The organism is Ideonella sp. BN130291 (genome assembly GCF_036231905.1).
Lineage (GTDB): Bacteria > Pseudomonadota > Gammaproteobacteria > Burkholderiales > Burkholderiaceae_C > CAMLIZ01.
This window is the reverse complement of the sequence record NZ_JAZARE010000004.1, coordinates 35,262-51,111: the sequence shown is the minus strand read 5'-3', so window position 1 is coordinate 51,111 and position 15,850 is coordinate 35,262. Positions and strand designations below refer to the sequence as shown.

At 67.7% G+C, this 15,850-nt stretch carries 15 protein-coding genes; 3 read left to right on the top strand and 12 right to left on the bottom strand.

Annotated elements, in window-relative coordinates:
* Positions 1-15 precede the first annotated feature (15 nt).
* Positions 16-1,101 (top strand): MraY family glycosyltransferase, encoded by a 1,086-nt coding sequence (locus VPH43_RS09445; RefSeq protein ID WP_328577438.1) that lies wholly within the window; start codon positions 16-18, stop codon positions 1,099-1,101.
* 115 nt (positions 1,102-1,216) lie between these two features.
* A complete protein-coding gene (locus tag VPH43_RS09440) occupies positions 1,217-2,140 on the top strand; it encodes a right-handed parallel beta-helix repeat-containing protein (protein ID WP_328577437.1) in 924 nt (307 codons plus the stop codon).
* A gap of 46 nt (positions 2,141-2,186) precedes the next feature.
* Here VPH43_RS09440 and VPH43_RS09435 read toward each other — a convergent pair whose 3' ends face one another.
* The 12 genes from VPH43_RS09435 to VPH43_RS09380 all read right to left on the bottom strand — a co-directional run bounded on the left by VPH43_RS09435 (position 2,187) and on the right by VPH43_RS09380 (position 14,254).
* Positions 2,187-2,876: a sulfotransferase family protein gene (locus VPH43_RS09435; protein WP_328577436.1), complete on the bottom strand. Its 690-nt coding sequence runs from the start codon at positions 2,874-2,876 to the stop codon at positions 2,187-2,189.
* Positions 2,873-4,747 carry a polysaccharide biosynthesis protein gene (locus VPH43_RS09430; RefSeq protein ID WP_328577435.1) on the bottom strand — a complete coding sequence of 625 codons (1,875 nt, stop codon included), beginning with the start codon at positions 4,745-4,747 and terminating at the stop codon, positions 2,873-2,875. The genes VPH43_RS09435 and VPH43_RS09430 overlap by 4 nt, the downstream gene beginning before the upstream one ends.
* Positions 4,748-4,758: 11 nt before the next feature.
* Positions 4,759-5,358 carry a sugar transferase gene (locus tag VPH43_RS09425; protein ID WP_328577434.1) on the bottom strand — a complete coding sequence of 200 codons (600 nt, stop codon included), beginning with the start codon at positions 5,356-5,358 and terminating at the stop codon, positions 4,759-4,761.
* 21 nt (positions 5,359-5,379) lie between these two features.
* Positions 5,380-6,540 carry a DegT/DnrJ/EryC1/StrS family aminotransferase gene (locus VPH43_RS09420; protein ID WP_328577433.1) on the bottom strand — a complete coding sequence of 387 codons (1,161 nt, stop codon included), beginning with the start codon at positions 6,538-6,540 and terminating at the stop codon, positions 5,380-5,382.
* Positions 6,541-6,621: 81 nt separating this feature from the next.
* Positions 6,622-7,323, bottom strand: a complete 702-nt coding sequence (locus VPH43_RS09415) for a class I SAM-dependent methyltransferase (RefSeq protein ID WP_328577432.1) — start codon at positions 7,321-7,323, stop codon at positions 6,622-6,624.
* Positions 7,320-8,564 carry a glycosyltransferase family 4 protein gene (locus VPH43_RS09410; protein ID WP_328577431.1) on the bottom strand — a complete coding sequence of 415 codons (1,245 nt, stop codon included), beginning with the start codon at positions 8,562-8,564 and terminating at the stop codon, positions 7,320-7,322. Before VPH43_RS09410 ends, VPH43_RS09415 begins: the two co-directional genes overlap by 4 nt.
* The gene (locus VPH43_RS09405) at positions 8,564-9,634 is read right to left on the bottom strand and encodes a glycosyltransferase (RefSeq protein WP_328577430.1); all 1,071 of its coding nucleotides are present in this window, start codon (positions 9,632-9,634) and stop codon (positions 8,564-8,566) included. Before VPH43_RS09405 ends, VPH43_RS09410 begins: the two co-directional genes overlap by 1 nt.
* On the bottom strand, positions 9,631-10,218 hold the full coding sequence (locus VPH43_RS09400; protein ID WP_328577429.1) for an acyltransferase: 588 nt from the start codon (positions 10,216-10,218) through the stop codon (positions 9,631-9,633). Before VPH43_RS09400 ends, VPH43_RS09405 begins: the two co-directional genes overlap by 4 nt.
* On the bottom strand, positions 10,215-11,462 hold the full coding sequence (locus tag VPH43_RS09395; RefSeq protein ID WP_328577428.1) for a lipopolysaccharide biosynthesis protein: 1,248 nt from the start codon (positions 11,460-11,462) through the stop codon (positions 10,215-10,217). The genes VPH43_RS09400 and VPH43_RS09395 overlap by 4 nt, the downstream gene beginning before the upstream one ends.
* A 10-nt stretch (positions 11,463-11,472) precedes the next feature.
* Positions 11,473-12,585 carry a DegT/DnrJ/EryC1/StrS family aminotransferase gene (locus VPH43_RS09390; protein WP_328577844.1) on the bottom strand — a complete coding sequence of 371 codons (1,113 nt, stop codon included), beginning with the start codon at positions 12,583-12,585 and terminating at the stop codon, positions 11,473-11,475.
* 5 nt (positions 12,586-12,590) lie between these two features.
* Positions 12,591-13,193, bottom strand: a complete 603-nt coding sequence (locus VPH43_RS09385) for an acyltransferase (RefSeq protein WP_328577427.1) — start codon at positions 13,191-13,193, stop codon at positions 12,591-12,593.
* A gap of 2 nt (positions 13,194-13,195) precedes the next feature.
* A complete protein-coding gene (locus VPH43_RS09380; RefSeq protein ID WP_328577426.1) occupies positions 13,196-14,254 on the bottom strand; it encodes a Gfo/Idh/MocA family protein in 1,059 nt (352 codons plus the stop codon).
* Between the two features lie 83 nt (positions 14,255-14,337).
* Here VPH43_RS09380 and lysS point away from each other — a divergent pair, with 83 nt between their 5' ends.
* Positions 14,338-15,849: a lysine--tRNA ligase gene (gene lysS, locus VPH43_RS09375; RefSeq protein ID WP_328577425.1), complete on the top strand. Its 1,512-nt coding sequence runs from the start codon at positions 14,338-14,340 to the stop codon at positions 15,847-15,849.
* Position 15,850: the final 1 nt, after the last annotated feature.

Sequence of the window (15,850 nt, the reverse complement as noted above, 5' to 3'; positions counted from 1 at the left end):
GGCGCGCGGTTCGCCATGACACTCCTGATCATCAGTTTCGCCACCTCGCTGATCGTTACGCTGCTGCTCGTTCGGTATGCCAGCGGTCACGATGCCTGGGCCGCGAACACCTTCGCTCCCCAGACCGTGCACTCACGGAGCATTCCTCGCATCGGAGGAGTGTCCTTGTTCTTCGCGGTGCTTATTGCCGAAGGCTGGGCGCAGCACAGCGCCATACCCGATGACCACGGCCTGCGGTGGAGCTTTCTGGTCGCCTCCCTTCCAGCCTTCCTTTCGGGGTTGGTGGAGGATGTGACCCGCCGGGTCCCCCCGCGCCGGCGGCTGGTGCTGAACGCCACCTCCGCGGTACTCGGTGTGTGGTTACTGGATGCCGTCCTCAAGCGCAGCGATATCCCCGGTCTGGAACTGCTGATCCAGTGGTATCCCACCGCGATCCTGCTCACGGTGTTCGCGGTGACCGGCGTGGCGAACTCTGTCAACATCATCGACGGCTTCAACGGCCTGGCATCGATGTGCGTGTTGCTCATGCTGCTATCACTCGGCTACGTCGCTTACCGCGTGGGCGACGCGTTCGTGCTGACTACGGCGCTAGCGCTGTGCGGCGCGGTCCTGGGGTTTTTCGTCCTCAATTTCCCCGCCGGTTTGATTTTCCTGGGCGATGGGGGGGCCTACTTCCTTGGATTCATGGTCGCCGAACTCGGGGTGCTGCTCATCGGGCGCAATGCGGAGGTGTCGCCTCTGTGCCCGCTGCTCATCTGCATCTACCCCATCTTCGAGACTGTCTTTTCGATGTACCGTCGCCGCGTCGTGCGGGGCATTGCTGCGGCAGCTCCCGACGGTATCCACCTCCATACCCTGCTGTACCGGCGGGTGGTACGGCCGGCTCTTCTTGGCACCGGACGAGGCAGCACCATGTCGAACTCCATGACGTCGCCGTATCTCTGGGTCCTCTGCCTGCTGTCTGTGGCCCCCGCAGTGCTGTTCTGGGATAGCACCTTGATCATCGCGTGTTTTCTTGCGCTGTTTGCGGTGACCTATGTGGTGCTATACAACCGTATATCGCGCTTCAAGACACCCAAGTGGCTGACGTTCGACCGCTGAGTGGACGTGATCTGTGCGGCGTCTGTCGCACTCTGGAAGGATTACCGCGGTAGACCGATTGCTCGCCGTTACCTCCCGGTGCGATAGTTCCGACCCACCCTACGCGCTCTCCCAAATGAACCTCTTGCACTCATTCGGTCGCTGTGTCGCCACCTTTGCCATCATCCTCATGATGGCACTGCCCCATGCCGCCTCGGCGCAGGCCACCCGCACTTGGGTGTCCGGCGTAGGAGACGACGCAAACCCGTGCAGCCGCACGGCGCCCTGCAAGACTTTCGCGGGCGCGATCAGCAAAACGGCCGCCAACGGCGAAATTAACTGTCTCGACGCTGGGGGGTTCGGCGGGCTGACCATCACTAAATCGATTCACATCGATTGCGGCGGATACATTGGCGGCGTGCTGAACGCCGGATCAACCGGCTTCGTGGTGAACGGTGCAGGCATCAACGTCACCCTGCGGAACCTCGACATCGAAGGCGCGGGCACCGGGGTGAATGGTGTCAATGTTCTCAACGCGGCCTCTGTCCAGATTGACCACGTCACCATCCGAGGGCAGTCCCAGTCAGGCGTCCAGGTTGCGAGCAGCGGAAACGCGCATGTCTCCATCACCAACTCGATGTTCCGAGAGAACGCGATGCACGGCGTGCTCGTGGCTCCCAGTGGTAGCGCCCGGGTCGCAATCGCGTTTAGTTCGCTCAACGCCAACGGCCTAACCGGCCTGCGGGTGAACGACAATGGCTTCGCCGCCGTATCAGACTCGATACTCTCCGGCAATGGGACGCACGGGGTTACTGCGGCCTCCAATGGCATGCCGGCGCGCGTGAGCCTGACGCGCGTCACGACATCGGGCAACCTGAACGCAGGCGTACTGTCCAGCGGTGGCGCAGCGACCGTCTGGTTGAGCGACGTCACTTCCATGGGCAACGCCTACGGTTTGTACCCCGGTGCCGGCGGCGCCTACATCTCTTTCGGCAACAACAAGATCGCGGGCAACGGCACTGCTGATGGCACCCCGACCACCACGGTCACGCCCATCTAACGGCGATCCAGAAGGCGCAAGGCGCTACATAGAAAAACGCGGTTCATCAGCCGACAGGCCGGTATTCACCGCCGTCAGAAAGGTACGCGGCGAGCACCGTCCGAATTTCCGCCACGGCAGTTTCGGACAGCACACTGGCGGCACCGAGCGGTTCCACTGAACGGACATGCCGGCGGTGGAAGAATGACTCCGGGTCGTAGTACGAAAAGCCAAGATCTACCGTGGACTCGTCCTTCTCCATCCGGGACACCCGCTCGAAGACGGCCCGCTTGTCATACTTGGCAAGCAGCTCACTACGTCGCTCCACTGACCACTCAACTCCCAACCACGCGGCGATCCGGTCTATCGCCGCCGCTGGATCCCCTTCAACCTGCTCATAGGGCAGGTTCAGCATACGACCGGCGAGTTCGCTGTGCCACGCGATCCAACTGGCGACGGTTTCTATTGATTCTGCCAAGCTGAACCCGAAAGTCTGCGACCAGGACGCGATGGCATCTTCGGGCTTGCGGTGTGTGCAAATTGCCTTTGCCCGACCGTCCGCGATCATTGAGCGGATCTCCTCGTCCGGGTGGTGGCTCTTCAGGACAAAGTGAGCCGACGCGGTGAGCCGCCCCAAAGGGGGCATGCGGTTGTCAGATGCCCACGCAGTGCTGCCTAGCGATTGCAGGATCTCTCGCACAACATTGAACGAGAACGTTGAGCCGCTTCGCGGCATGCCGGCAACGATGACAATCATGACGGGTTGCGCGCAGGCGCATATTCAGGGACAACCTGTTGCAGCCACCGCCGTGCCTGTCCATCGTCGGGGTGCAACTGTGGGTTTGCACGTTCGCACAACGCTTCGATCCAGGAGGTATCGTCGGCGCGAGAAAGGTCCAGCTTGGCGATCCTCAGCCGCTCCACCGGCGTCTTGACGGTCGCATCGCCATCTGCCAGCAGTTCCTCGAACAGCTTCTCGCCGGGCCGCAGGCCGGAAAAGACGATCGGGATCTCAGCGTCGGAATGGCCGGCCAGCCGGATCATGGTGCGGGCGAGATCCACAATGCTCACCGGCTCGCCCATGTCCAGCACGAGCACCTGCCCGCTCTCGCCAATCGCCGCCGCCTGCAACACCAGGCGGGCGGCCTCCGGAATCGTCATGAAGTACCGGATGATGTCCGGATGCGTCACTGTGACCGGGCCGCCCTTGGCGATCTGCTCCTTGAACTTCGGGATCACGCTGCCCGAAGAGCCCAGCACATTGCCAAAACGCACGGCCATGAAGCGGGTGCCCTCGTGTTCCGTGGCCATCGCCGAGATCACCATCTCGGCTGCGCGCTTGGTGGCGCCCATCACATTGGTCGGGTTCACCGCCTTGTCGGTACTGATCAATACGAAGCGCTCAACCGCGTTCTCCGCAGCAGCCAACCCGGCGTAGTACGTACCCAGCGTGTTGTTGCGCAACGCGGCCCAGGCGTTGTCATGCTCCATTAATGGCACGTGCTTGTAGGCCGCCGCGTGGAAGACCACGTGCGGCCGCCATCGTGCGAAGGTCAGACGCAGGTGGTCCAGGTCCTTGACGTCGCCGATCAGGCGCACCAGCGGCAGATCTGGAAAGCGCTCCCCCAGGTCCTGTTCTATCGAGTACAGCGCAAACTCGCTCAGTTCGTACAGCACCAGCTGCTTTGGCCGATAGCGCGCCACCTGCCTGCAGAGTTCGGACCCGATGCTGCCGCCAGCGCCTGTGATCAGCACCACCTTGTCGCGCAGCACCTCCCCGATGCCGGCTTCGTCCAGCACGACCGGCTCGCGCCCCAGCAGGTCCTCAGGCTCGATGTCCCTCACGCGCTCCCTTGCCCCACGCTGCAATTCCTCCGCGCCCGGGATGGTGAGCACCGGCAGGTTGGCTTCCATCGCGAGGTCGATGACGCGCCGGCGCACGGATCGCGCCGCGGAGGGCATTGCAATGATGAGGTGGGTGATGCCTTGAGTGCTCGCCTGCTCGCGCAACTCGCTCAGCGGCCCCAGCACCGGGACGCCAGCCACGCGGCTGTCCTGCTTGGCCGGGTCGTCGTCCAGCAGGCCCACCACCGTCCAACCTTCGTGCTGGATGCCGGCGACCAAGCGCCTGGCCGCGTCGCCCGCACCTAGGATCAACGCCCGGCGCGTTTCAGCGGACCGGCCCGAGACCTGCTGGCGCATGTGCTCGTACACGGTGCGGTACATCACCCGCACACCAGCCACGCCGAACAGGGCAAAGAACGGATGCAGCGCGAGCACCGCCCGCGGCACCGCGTGCAGATGCGACATCAGCACCACCAACGCGCTGATGCCGCCGGCCAGGCCGCACGCGAGCATCAGGCGCTTGATCTCGCCGAAGCCGGAGAATCGCCACATGCCCTTGGGCACGTGCAGCAGGTGGAACACAGCCAGGTAGCAGACGACGACACCCACCAGCACCCAGGCGTCATAGCCGGGCCGCGCCGTCATCCAGCGTTCGAAGCCAAGCCGGAACAGGTAGGTGAACTGCCATGCCAGCGCGACCACCGCGCCGTCGATCAGCAGCGACAGCGGCTGCCGGTGCGGCCGCAGGCGCGTGAGGAATACATCCAAGGATTGCCAGAACATGGGAGGCGCGTTCAGCCGGTGATCAGCACGTTCAGGGTGCGTGCGATGAGGCGCAGATCGGTCCAGACGGTGGCGCGCTCGGCGTAGGCCATCGCGTGCTGCAGCTTCACCGGCATGACGACCTCCACGTATTCACGCTCGGGGTCGGCCGCGGCGGCGAGCAGTTCGCCTTCGTTGCGGAAGGCCAGTGCCGCCGGGTCGGTGATGCCAGGCCGCACAGACAGTACCTTCGCACGTGCCTCCGCCGAATACATGGCCACGTAGCGCGGCACTTCGGGCCGCGGCCCCACCACGCTCATGTCGCCCTTCAGCACGTCGATGAGCTGCGGCAGTTCATCGAAACGCCTCGACCGGATCCACCGGCCCACCCGGGTGACGCGTGCGTCGCTGGTGCCCAGCGTGATCTGCGGCCCCTGCCGCTCCGCCGACTCGCCCATGGTGCGGAACTTGTGGATGCGAAAGGGCCGGCCACCCCGCCCAACGCGTTCCTGCCGGAAGAACACCGGCCCGGGTGAATCGAGCTTGATGGCGATCGCGATGCCCAGCATCAGCGGCGCAAAGAGCACCAGCCCAGCGACGGCGAACAGCAGATCCATCAGGCGCTTGGCCATGGCCATCCTCGGCTCGGCGTGTCAGCCGTGCAGCGCCCAGCGCACCGCCGCCACCACCCGGTCCGCGTCCGCATCCGTCATCCGCGTGTACAGCGGCAGGCTCACCATGCGCTCGAACGCGTGCTGGCTGTGCGGGAACTGCGCGGGCGTCAGGCCGTAGCGCTCCTTCCAATACGGATGCAGGTGCAGCGGAATGTAGTGCACGCTGCAGCCGATGCCCGCGGCATACAGCTTCTCGATGAAACGGTCGCGCTCCACGCCGGCGCCGTCGGCCAGCCGCACCACGTACAGGTGCCACGCATGCGTGGCCCCGACGCCCGGCTGCGGCGGCAGCACCAGCGGGAGCCCGCCCAGACCCTCGTTCATGCGCGCCGCCAACGCCTCGCGCCGCTGCTGGAACGCAGGCAGACGCTTCAACTGGTGCAGCCCGAGCGCCGCGGCGATGTCGGTCAGGTTGTACTTGAACCCCGGCGCCACGATTTCGTAGTACCAGCTGGGCACGGTGGCCGTGAAGCGGTCGAAGGCATCGCGGCTCATGCCGTGCAGCCGCATCACCTTGGCGCGCGCGGCCAGCGCCTTGTCGCGCGTGACCAGCATGCCGCCTTCGCCGGTGGTGATCGTCTTGTTGGCGTAGAAGCTGAAGACGGTGGCATCGCTGCCGAGCGTACCGACGAGCGCACCGCCCACGGTGGTGGGCAGCGCATGGGCCGCATCCTCGATCACCTTCAGCCCATGGCGGCGCGCGATCTCCAGGATCGCCGGCATGTCGGCGGCCAGGCCGGCGTAATGCACCGGCATGATGGCCTTGCTGCGCGGCGTGATCGCGGCCTCGATGGCCTTCGGGTCGATGTTCAAGGTGGCCGGATCGATGTCCACCAGCTTCACGTCCGCGCCCAGGTAGCGCACCACCTCCGCCGTAGCGGTGAAGGTGTGGGTGGTGGTGATGACCTCGTCGCCCGGGCCGACGCCCACTGCCTCGAGCGCCAGGTGCAGGCCGGCGGTGGCGGAATTCACCGCGATGGCCTCCAGCGACGGGTCACCGAGGAAGTCGACGAACGCCTGCTCGAAGCGCTTGGCCTTGGGGCCGGTGGTCACCCAGCCGGAGCGCAGGGTGTCCACCACCTCGGCGATCTCTTCTTCGCCGATCTCGGGCAGGGCAAAAGGCAGGAACGGTTGATTCATGTCAGCGCCGCCCGGCCGCCCAAAGGCGCTGACGCGCCGCCTCGCGGGGCAGCGAACGAAGTGAGCGTGGGGGTTTTCATATCAGTGTTTCTGGATCCAGCACAGCAGGTGCGTGCGCAGCAGCGGCAGGCTGTTCAACGCAGTGTAGAGCGCGGGGTGCACACGGCACACCCGGCGCGCGATGGGCGGTGCGAGGGTGATGCGGCGGGGCCTCACCGTGCCCTGCGGAAACAGCTCGCGCACCCGCCGCAGCGGCACGCCGCGCACGTCCGGGTTGCGCGGATTGTCCATGGTGAAGTCATACCACAGCACGCCGCCGCCCGGCATCACCCAGCGCCACATGGCAGCCGCGAGCGCGGCCTGGAAGTCGTGGTCCAGCAGGGAGGAGAACACGGTGTGCTGCGCGACCACATGCTGGCTGCCTGGCGCAATCGGCGCGCTGGTGGCGTCGCCCAGGTGCAGGCTGACGCTCGCCGGCAGCACACGCTGCGCAATGGCATGGCGCTCGGGCAGCAGCTCCAGCCCGGTAAGGTGCTCCGGGGCAAAACCGGCGCGCAAAGCCTCGAGCAATGCCCCGCCCGCACCGCAGCCGACCTCGGTGTAGCGGCGCTGCGGCAGGTCATGCCAGCCCAGCCGGGCCCAGATCTGCCACTCGGCGCGCTGGCGCTCCTGCAGGCTTTGCCACACGTCGGGCTGCAGCAGGCTGTAGCGGTCGGTGGTGGCTGCCCGCCGCGCATAACGCTCGGCAACGGCTTGCGGCTCCTGTGGCACCGGGGCATTCATGGCGCCTCCGCGTCGAAGCCGCAGGCCTGGGCGAAACGCCGCGCCAGCACCGGATAGGTGTGATGCGCCTGGACGAACGCCCGCCCCCGTTCACCCATGGCCCGGCGTTCGGCCGCCGGCAGGGCCGCGAGCCGGCGCAGGCCATCGGCGATGGCAGCCGGCGCCTCCGGCGCCACCGTGAGCCCGCAGCCGGCTTCGGCCACCGGGTCGTTGCCCGCCTCCACCGAATGCAGCACCGGCACGCCGGCCATCATGTAGTCCATCAGCTTGTTGGGCGCGATGCCGAAGCGGTAGATCGGCACGCGCTGCCAGCCGATGTAGGCGATGTCGATCTGCGCCAGCAGCGATGGGATCTGTGCCTTCGGAATCGGCGGCAGCATCGCCACCTTGTCCAGCCCTTCGGCGGCCACCCGTTGCTGCAGCCGCGCCTTCTCGTGGCCGTCACCCACCATCACGATCTGGATCGCCTGCCCGCGCAGCAGCGCGGCTGCGTCCAGCAGGTGATCCAGCGCGTTGGGCAGCCCATGAGAACCGGCATAACCCACCACGGTGCGGCCGGCCGCCTTGGCCTGACGGATGGCCGCTGCCACGTCGTCGCGCAGCGGCTCGCCCGTGCCATGCCATTCATCCAAGGTGATGCCGTTGGGCACGATGTGCAGCTTGGCCAGGTCCAGCCCGCGCGAGGCCATGTGCTGCTGCACCTTGGGCAGCATCGAGATCACCACGTCCGCGTGGCGGTAGGCGGCATCCTCGGCGGCCTGGCACAGCAGCGCAAACGGATGGCGCGGCGACATGCCGGAGAGCTCGATCGGCGACAGCGGCCACAGGTCATGCACCTCGAACACCAGCGCGGCGCGCGCGAGCCGCGCGATGCGCCGTGCCACCCAGATGTCCATCGGGTAGGTGCTGGAGGCGATCACCACGCCGGGGCGGAACTCGCGCACGATGCGCCGGGCGTCACCCCACACCTGGGACAGGAAGCGCCAGATGTTGCGCACGCGGCCCAGGCCGTTGCCTTGGTAGGCGGGTGTCGGATACCAGCGATATCCGATGCCGTCGATGCCCTCGTCGCGTGGCGCATCGCCGAGGTTGGGCTGGTGCGCGCGCACATGCGAGAAGCCCGCGGCCAGCATCTGAACACGGTGCCCGGTGCGCACCCATTCCCGGGCCAGGTAGTACGGCCGGTACTCCATGCCCAGGGCCGGCGTGCCGGCGTAGTGGTTGAGGTAGAGGATGTTCATCACGCGGACTGCAGCTGCTGCAGGCGCTGCACGAAGCGGTCCACCAGGGGTTCGAACAACGCATGCTCGCGCACCCACGCGCGGTTGCGTTCGGCGATGTCGTCGGCACGCGGTAGCAGCGTGCCCAGCGCCGGCATCACGTCGGTGGCCGCCGCGTCGCGCAGCACCAGGCCGTTATCGCCATCGCGCACCAGCTCACGGTTGGCCGGCAGGTCCGACAGCAGCGGCACGCAGCCGTGTGCCATGGCCTCCAGTAGCGACACCGACACCGCGTCGCTGACGGGCAGGCTCAGGTACCAGCGCGCACTGCCGTAATACGCCGCCTGGGCGGCCGCATCCAACCGCCCGGTGAACTGCACCCGCTCCGCCAGCCCGCCGGCCTGCACCTGGTGCTCCAGCTCACCGCGCAGCGAGCCATCGTTGGCCACCACCAACCGGGCCTGCGGCCATTGCGCCGCCACCTTTGCAAACACGGCCAGCACGCGCTGCGGCGCATAGATAGCCTCCAGCCCGCGGTTGGCAAAGAACAGCATGTCGTCCTTGGCTTGTGGCCGCGGTGGCATGGCTTCCAGCCCGAAAGGCAGCAGCATCACCTCGGCGGCGCCCAGCGCCTTCATGCGCTGGCCCATGTACTGGGAGTCGCTGGTGGTGACCGCGCAGGCGGCCAGCACCCGCCGCGTGAGCCAGCGCAGAACCGCACTCTGTTCGGGCGCGACAAGGATGTCCGAGCCCCAGGCCGAGCCCGCGATGCGCCCGCGCACACGGAACACCGAGCGCGACAGCCAGGCGAGCGTGCCGTGCGAGGTGAGGTAGTGCGCATGCAGCCAATCCGGTTGCACCCGGCGCAGCCAGCGCGCCAGCGCCGGCAGGCAGCGCAGCAGGGCCGCATTGCCACCTTCGAAGTTCGGCTGGCTGTTCAGCGCCAGCCGGCGCTCCGCGGGCAGCACGGCGTCAAAACCCGGCAGGAAGCCGCGGCTGGACGCCGCCCACAGCTCCACCCGCGGCGCCAGGGCACGTGCCCACTTCAGCAGGTGCACGCTGTCACCATCGCCGATCAGCACCAGCCTCATTCCTTGGCCCATGCGTCGTAGAAGGCTCGCAGCTCGGGGTGGCCGCGCAGCAGCGCTTCATCGGTGCGGCGCGTGTCGCCCACCACGCGCGCCGGCCGGCCCTCCAGCACGGCAAAGTCCGGATACTCGCCGCGCACGAAACTGCCCGCGCACACCAGGGTGCCGCGCCCCAGCCGGGTATTGGCCTCGATCAGCGAATGCGGCCCGATGAAGCTGTAGGCGCCGATGTGCACCGGCCCGGCGATCCAGCCGGGGCGCTCGCCTGCGCCCGGCTGCACGAACTGCCGCCCCAGCAGGCGCTGGCTGCGATGCGAGCTGTGCGTCACGATGCTGCAGTGGCTGGTGATCTGCACGCCCTCGTCGATCGTCACGCCGCCGCTGGCCTCGATGAAGTTGAAGGGGCCGATGTACACATGGTCCGCCAACGTCAGCCGCTCTTCATGCTCGATGCTGCAGGAGGGCGAGATGCGGGTGTGCGGCAGCAGCCGGCCTTGCGAACGCTCGCCGAACACGGTGCGAAAGAGCAGGCTTCGCGCGATCCAGCGGCGGCAGCGGTTCAGCCATGCGCGCAGGGCCACACTCATGCCGGCAACTCCAACGGCGGGTCGAGGGGCCAGGTGGCCAGCTTCCAGAAATACCAGCCGAAGTACAGCACCATCACGCCCGACACCATCCAGCCCGCCATCTGCAAGCCGCCGATGGCCAGCCCGAGCGCCAGCGCACCCACGAAGAGCGCCTGGCCCACCAGCGCCAGGCGCAGCGCCCATCCCTGCGCCCGCCACGCCATGGTCACCACCGCCAGCGGCGACGCCACGAAGTGCAGCGCGATGTACGGTGCCAGCGCCCGCGCCAGCTCACCGGCTTCGCGCCACTGGTCGCCGAAGGCATGGGCGAAGGCCCAGGGGCCAAAGACTGCCAGCAGCAGCACCAGCACGGCCGCGATCGCGCCCAGCGTGGCCATCACACGGACAGCGGCCGCGCGCGAGGCCGCCGTCACGCGGTGCCCGGACTGCGCCAGCTTGGGATACAGCGCCTGCGAGACCGCGCCGCCCACCAGGGTGGCCGGGGCCTTGAGATAACGCAGCGTGAGGCCCCAGAAGCCCGCTGCGGCCGGCCCCTGCCATGCCGCGATCAGCGCCACCGCGGCCGTGTCCTGCAAGGCGCCGGCAAAGGCATGCGGTGTGTTCAGCAGGGGGAACTGCCGGTGTGCTGCTGCGACTGCACGCAATTGCGTCCAGGGCCGGCGCCAGCCGCCGCGCCAGCGCCAGCGCAGCACCGCCAGGGCCGCCGCTGCGGCGAGCAGCGGCGCGGCGATCAGGCCCGTCACGCCGGCATGCAGCACACCGGCCGCCGCCTGCAGGGCGGCGCCACCCCCATGCTGCGCCACCCGGGCGCTGGCCAGCGCGTGGAAGCGCTGCTCACGCGTGGCGTCCAGCGTGGCGAGGGACACCGCGCCGAGCACGCACACACTCAGCGGCAGCCACAGCGGCCAGGCGGCCTGCGTGGTCCAGGCCCAGGCGGCGGCACCCAGCGTGCTGGCCAGCGTGGCGGCCAGCAGCAGCCATCGGCACAGCGCGCGCAGGTCCGCCGCCCGCGTGTCGCTGGTCTCCAGCGGCAGCGCAAATTCATAGCGGGCACAAGCCACCACCGCCACGTTGGCCGCCACGGCCGCGAACAGGTGGTAGCCGCCGAACTCCTGCGGTGTGTACAGCCGCGTGAGCAAAGGGCCCAACAGCAGCGGCACCGCCTGCGCCAGCGCGCCGCCGGCCAGCAGCGTGAGCGTGGCTCGCACCAGGCCGGGCGCGCGCGGAGCGGCCGTGGTGTTCATGCGGTGCAGGTCAGGCCGCGGCGCGCTGGTGCGCCAGCACGTCGGCCAGCGTCTGCACCACCCGCTGCTGGTCGGCTTGCGACAGATCCGCGCTCATCGGCAGGCTCAGCACCTGGCCCGCGGCACGGATGCTTTGCGGGCAGTCGTCCGGTTGGCCATGGTGGGCATAGGCGGGCTGGTGGTGCAGGGGCTTCGGGTAGTGCACCGCGGTGGGGATGCCCGCCGCCTGCAGGCCGGCCTGCACCGCCTTGCGGTCGTCGACGAAGATGGTGAACTGCGCCCACACGCAGTCGCGGTCATCGCGCACCGCCAGCCGCCGCACACCCGGCACAGCGGCCAGCAGTTGCTGGTAGCGCTCGCCGATCTCGAGCCGCCGCTCGATTTCCCAGTCGAAGCGTTCGAGCTTCGCCAGCACGATGGCGCATTGCAGCGTGTCCATGCGCCCGCCCACGCCCACGCGGGTGTGGGTGTAGCGCGCGCTCTGGCCGTGCACGCGGATTTCACGCGCGGCCTGCGCAATGGCATCGTCGTCTGTGAACAGCGCCCCGCCGTCGCCATAACAGCCCAGCGGCTTGCTGGGGAAGAAGCTGGTGCAGCCGATGGTCGAGAGCGCACAGCTCTTGCGGCCCTGGTAGGTGGCGCCGAAGCTCTGGGCGGCATCCTCGATCACCGCAACGCCATGGCGATCGGCGATGGCGTTGAGCTCGGCCATGTCGGCCACCTGCCCATACAGGCTCACCGGCATGATGGCCTTGGTGCGCGGCGTGATGGCCGCTTCGACCTGGCGCACATCGATGTTGCAGGTGTCGGGCTCGATGTCCACGAACACCGGCTTGCCGCCCAGCAGCACGATCACTTCGGCCGTGGCCGCGAAGGTGAACGCGGTGGTGATCACCTCGTCGCCGGCTCGGAAGTCCAGCGCCATCAGCGCGATCAGCAGCGCCTCGGTGCCGCTGGCCACGGTGACGCAGTGCTTGCTGCCGGTGTAGGCCGCCAGGCGCTGCTCCAGCTCGCCCACCTCGGGGCCCATGATGTACTGGCCATGGTCCAGCACCTGCTGGATGCGGGCGTCGATGCGGGGCTTGAGCGCGGCGTACTGCGCTTTCAGGTCGATGAAGGGCAGGCTGCTCACAGCAGTTCGTCTCCCAGGAGTTGGCACACCTTGCCTTGCAGGCGATAGCGCTCGCCCGTGGCCGGGCAGGTGGCCTGGCGTTCGGAGCCGGCGTCGGTGGCGGCCGGCAGGTCCAGGCGCTCGCCGTGCCGGCTCATCCAGCCGATGCGCCGCGCCGGCACGCCGACCACCAGCGCGAAGTCGGGGACGTCCTGTTGCACCACCGCGCCGGCGCCCACGAAGGCATAACGGCCGATGGTCACGCCGCACACCAGCGTGCAGTTGGCGCCCAGGGTGGCGCCCTTTTTCACCAGGGTGCGGCGGTAGGCATGCTTGCGGGTCACCGCGGAGCGCGGGTTGTAGACGTTGGTGAACACCATGCTGGGGCCGCAGAACACGTCGTCTTCCAGCGTCACCGCGTCGTACACCGACACGTTGTTCTGGATTTTCACGTTGCGGCCGATGGTGACGTCGTTGCCCACGTACACGCCCTGCCCCAGCGAGCAGCCGTCGCCGATGCGGGCGCCCGCGCACACATGGGCGAAGTGCCACACGCGGGTGCCCTCGCCGAGCTGCGCGCCCTCGTCGACGATGGCGCTCGGGTGGATCGTCGCGGCCATGATCAGAAGACCAGTGGCAGGCCGACGCGCACGCCATCGCGCGCCGAGCGGTAGGCCGCGATGATGACCTCCAGCGAGCGCAGGCCTTCGTACCCGTCCACCGCTGCATCCGCCTCGCCCTGCATCGTGCGGATCACGTTGTCGTAATACAGCGGATGGCCGAAGCCGTACACCGACGTGGGCGCGTAGTTGGCGTCCATCACCTGGGCGTCCTCCGGCCGCTTGTCGGCGAACTCCCAGTGATCGATGCGGTTGACGGCCACGCCGCCCACGCGCACGGTGCCGTTTTCGCCCAGCACGACGATGCTGCCTTCGAGGTTCTTGTTGTGCGTGAGCATGGTCACGTTGATGGAGGCCAGCCCGCCCGAGCGCAGGCGCAAGCTCATGACGCCGGTGTCCTCGGCCTCGATGTTGCGCGCCAGGGTGGCGGTGTAGGCATGCACGTTGTCCACCGGGCCCACCAGCCAGTCCACCATGTCGACGTAATGGCTGGCCTGGTTCATGAAGGCGCCGCCGTCCAGATCCCAGCGGCCGCGCCAGGGCGCGTCGTCGTAGTAGCTCTGCGGCCGGGTCCAGAACACGTTCACGTTCACCATGAAGATGCGGCCGAAGCGCTGCTGCTCGATCGCGCCCTTGAGCAACTGCATGGTGCTGTTGAGCCGGTTCTGCTTGACGACGAACAGCTTCACCCCGGCGTCGCGGCAGGCCCGCACCATCTGCATGCCTTCGTCGAACTTGGTGGCCATGGGCTTTTCGGTCAGCACATGCCGGCCGGCCTGCGCCACCTTGATGGCCTGGCGCGGGTGCAGCCCGCTGGGCGTGGCCAGCACCACGATGTCGGCGTCGCTCTCGGCGAGCAGTGCGTCCAGCGACGCGAAGCCCGCCGCGCCCGTCTTCGCCACCGCAGCTTCCAGCGCGGCAGGCCGGTTGTCGCACACCGCCACCAGCTCCGCGCGCTGCTCATGCTTGGCCAATGCGGCGACGTGGTTGGCCGAGATGCGGCCGCAGCCCACCAGGGCAAAGCGGATCTTGCGGTCGCGGATCGGCAGGCTGACGCTCATGGGCACGCGGAAAGGAAAAGCTGCTGATTTTAAGGCGCCGGGTCGGCCCTGCGTAAAATTGCAGCAAATTCAACGAGTTGACGATGACCGATCACACCGCGCCCTCCCCTGTCGCTGCCGCCGACGAAAACCAGCTGATCGCCGAACGGCGCGAAAAGCTGGCCGCGATCCGCAAGGCGGGCGTGGCCTTCCCCAACGACTTCAAGCCCACGCACCACGCGGCCGACCTGCAGCGCCAGTACGGCGCCCTGGCCAATGAAGAGCTGGAGCCGCAGAACGTACAGGTGGCGATCGGCGGACGCCTGATGCTCAAGCGCATCATGGGCAAGGCCAGCTTCGGCACGGTGCAGGACGCCTCCGGCCGCATCCAGCTCTTCGTCACCAAGGACGGCGTGGGCGAAGCCACCTATGACGCCTTCAAGCACTGGGACCTGGGCGACATCCTTGGCGCGGTGGGCACCTTGTTCAAGACCAAGACAGGTGAGCTCTCGGTGCGCGTGCACACCGTGCGCCTGCTCACCAAGAGCCTGCGGCCGCTGCCGGACAAGTTCCACGGCATGACGGACCAGGAGCAGAAGTACCGCCAGCGCTATGTGGACTTGATCACCGACGAGCAGGCCCGTGCGCGCTTCGTGGCGCGCAGCAGGGCGGTGAGCTCCATCCGCACCTTCATGGTCGAGCACGGCTTCCTGGAAGTGGAAACGCCGATGCTGCACCCGATTCCCGGCGGTGCGAATGCCAAGCCCTTCGTCACCCACCACAACGCGCTGGACCAGGAAATGTTCCTGCGCATCGCGCCGGAGCTGTACTTGAAGCGCTTGGTGGTGGGCGGCTTCGACCGGGTGTTCGAGATCAACCGCAACTTCCGCAACGAGGGGATCAGCGTCCGCCACAACCCCGAGTTCACGATGATGGAGTTCTATGCGGCGTACTGGAACCACCACGACCTGATGGACTTCACCGAGGCCGTGCTGCGCCATGCCGCGCGCGCGGCCAGCGGCTCGGCCAGCCTCAGCTACGCCGGCAAGCCGGTGGACCTGGACAAGCCGTTCGCGCGCCTGTCGGTGCGCGACTCTCTGATCGTGCATGCCGGCCTGGTGGGCGAAGAAGCCGACGACGCCGAGCTGCTGCGCGCCAAGCTGAAGGCGCTGGGCGAAGAAGCGCCGGCGCACTGGAAGCTGCCCGAACTGCAGTTCGGCCTGTTCGAAGCCGCGGTGGAAGAAAAGCTCTGGCAGCCCACCTTCATCATCGACTATCCCGTCGAGGTGTCGCCGCTGGCGCGCGCGTCGGACAGCAACCCGGCGATCACCGAGCGCTTCGAGCTCTTCATCACCGGACGTGAATACGCCAACGGCTTCTCCGAGCTGAACGACGCCGAGGACCAGGCCGCGCGCTTCCAGGCGCAGGTGGCCAACAAGGACGCCGGCGATGAGGAGGCGATGTACTACGACGCCGACTTCATCCGCGCGCTCGAATACGGCATGCCGCCCACCGGCGGCTGCGGCATCGGCATTGACCGCCTGATGATGCTGCTGACCGACAGCCCCAGCATCCGCGACGTGATCCTGTTCCCTGCGCTGCGGCGCGAGGGCTGAG

What these genes read in the sequence shown, in the direction of transcription:
- VPH43_RS09445 (WP_328577438.1), top strand. Translation starts at nt 16, where the DNA reads ATGACACTCCTGATCATCAGTTTCGCCACCTCGCTGATCGTTACGCTG.
- VPH43_RS09440 (WP_328577437.1), top strand. Translation starts at nt 1,217, where the DNA reads ATGAACCTCTTGCACTCATTCGGTCGCTGTGTCGCCACCTTTGCCATC.
- VPH43_RS09435 (WP_328577436.1), bottom strand. Translation starts at nt 2,876, where the DNA reads ATGATTGTCATCGTTGCCGGCATGCCGCGAAGCGGCTCAACGTTCTCG.
- VPH43_RS09430 (WP_328577435.1), bottom strand. Translation starts at nt 4,747, where the DNA reads ATGTTCTGGCAATCCTTGGATGTATTCCTCACGCGCCTGCGGCCGCAC.
- VPH43_RS09425 (WP_328577434.1), bottom strand. Translation starts at nt 5,358, where the DNA reads ATGGCCAAGCGCCTGATGGATCTGCTGTTCGCCGTCGCTGGGCTGGTG.
- VPH43_RS09420 (WP_328577433.1), bottom strand. Translation starts at nt 6,540, where the DNA reads ATGAATCAACCGTTCCTGCCTTTTGCCCTGCCCGAGATCGGCGAAGAA.
- VPH43_RS09415 (WP_328577432.1), bottom strand. Translation starts at nt 7,323, where the DNA reads ATGAATGCCCCGGTGCCACAGGAGCCGCAAGCCGTTGCCGAGCGTTAT.
- VPH43_RS09410 (WP_328577431.1), bottom strand. Translation starts at nt 8,564, where the DNA reads ATGAACATCCTCTACCTCAACCACTACGCCGGCACGCCGGCCCTGGGC.
- VPH43_RS09405 (WP_328577430.1), bottom strand. Translation starts at nt 9,634, where the DNA reads ATGAGGCTGGTGCTGATCGGCGATGGTGACAGCGTGCACCTGCTGAAG.
- VPH43_RS09400 (WP_328577429.1), bottom strand. Translation starts at nt 10,218, where the DNA reads ATGAGTGTGGCCCTGCGCGCATGGCTGAACCGCTGCCGCCGCTGGATC.
- VPH43_RS09395 (WP_328577428.1), bottom strand. Translation starts at nt 11,462, where the DNA reads ATGAACACCACGGCCGCTCCGCGCGCGCCCGGCCTGGTGCGAGCCACG.
- VPH43_RS09385 (WP_328577427.1), bottom strand. Translation starts at nt 13,193, where the DNA reads ATGGCCGCGACGATCCACCCGAGCGCCATCGTCGACGAGGGCGCGCAG.
- VPH43_RS09380 (WP_328577426.1), bottom strand. Translation starts at nt 14,254, where the DNA reads ATGAGCGTCAGCCTGCCGATCCGCGACCGCAAGATCCGCTTTGCCCTG.
- lysS (WP_328577425.1), top strand. Translation starts at nt 14,338, where the DNA reads ATGACCGATCACACCGCGCCCTCCCCTGTCGCTGCCGCCGACGAAAAC.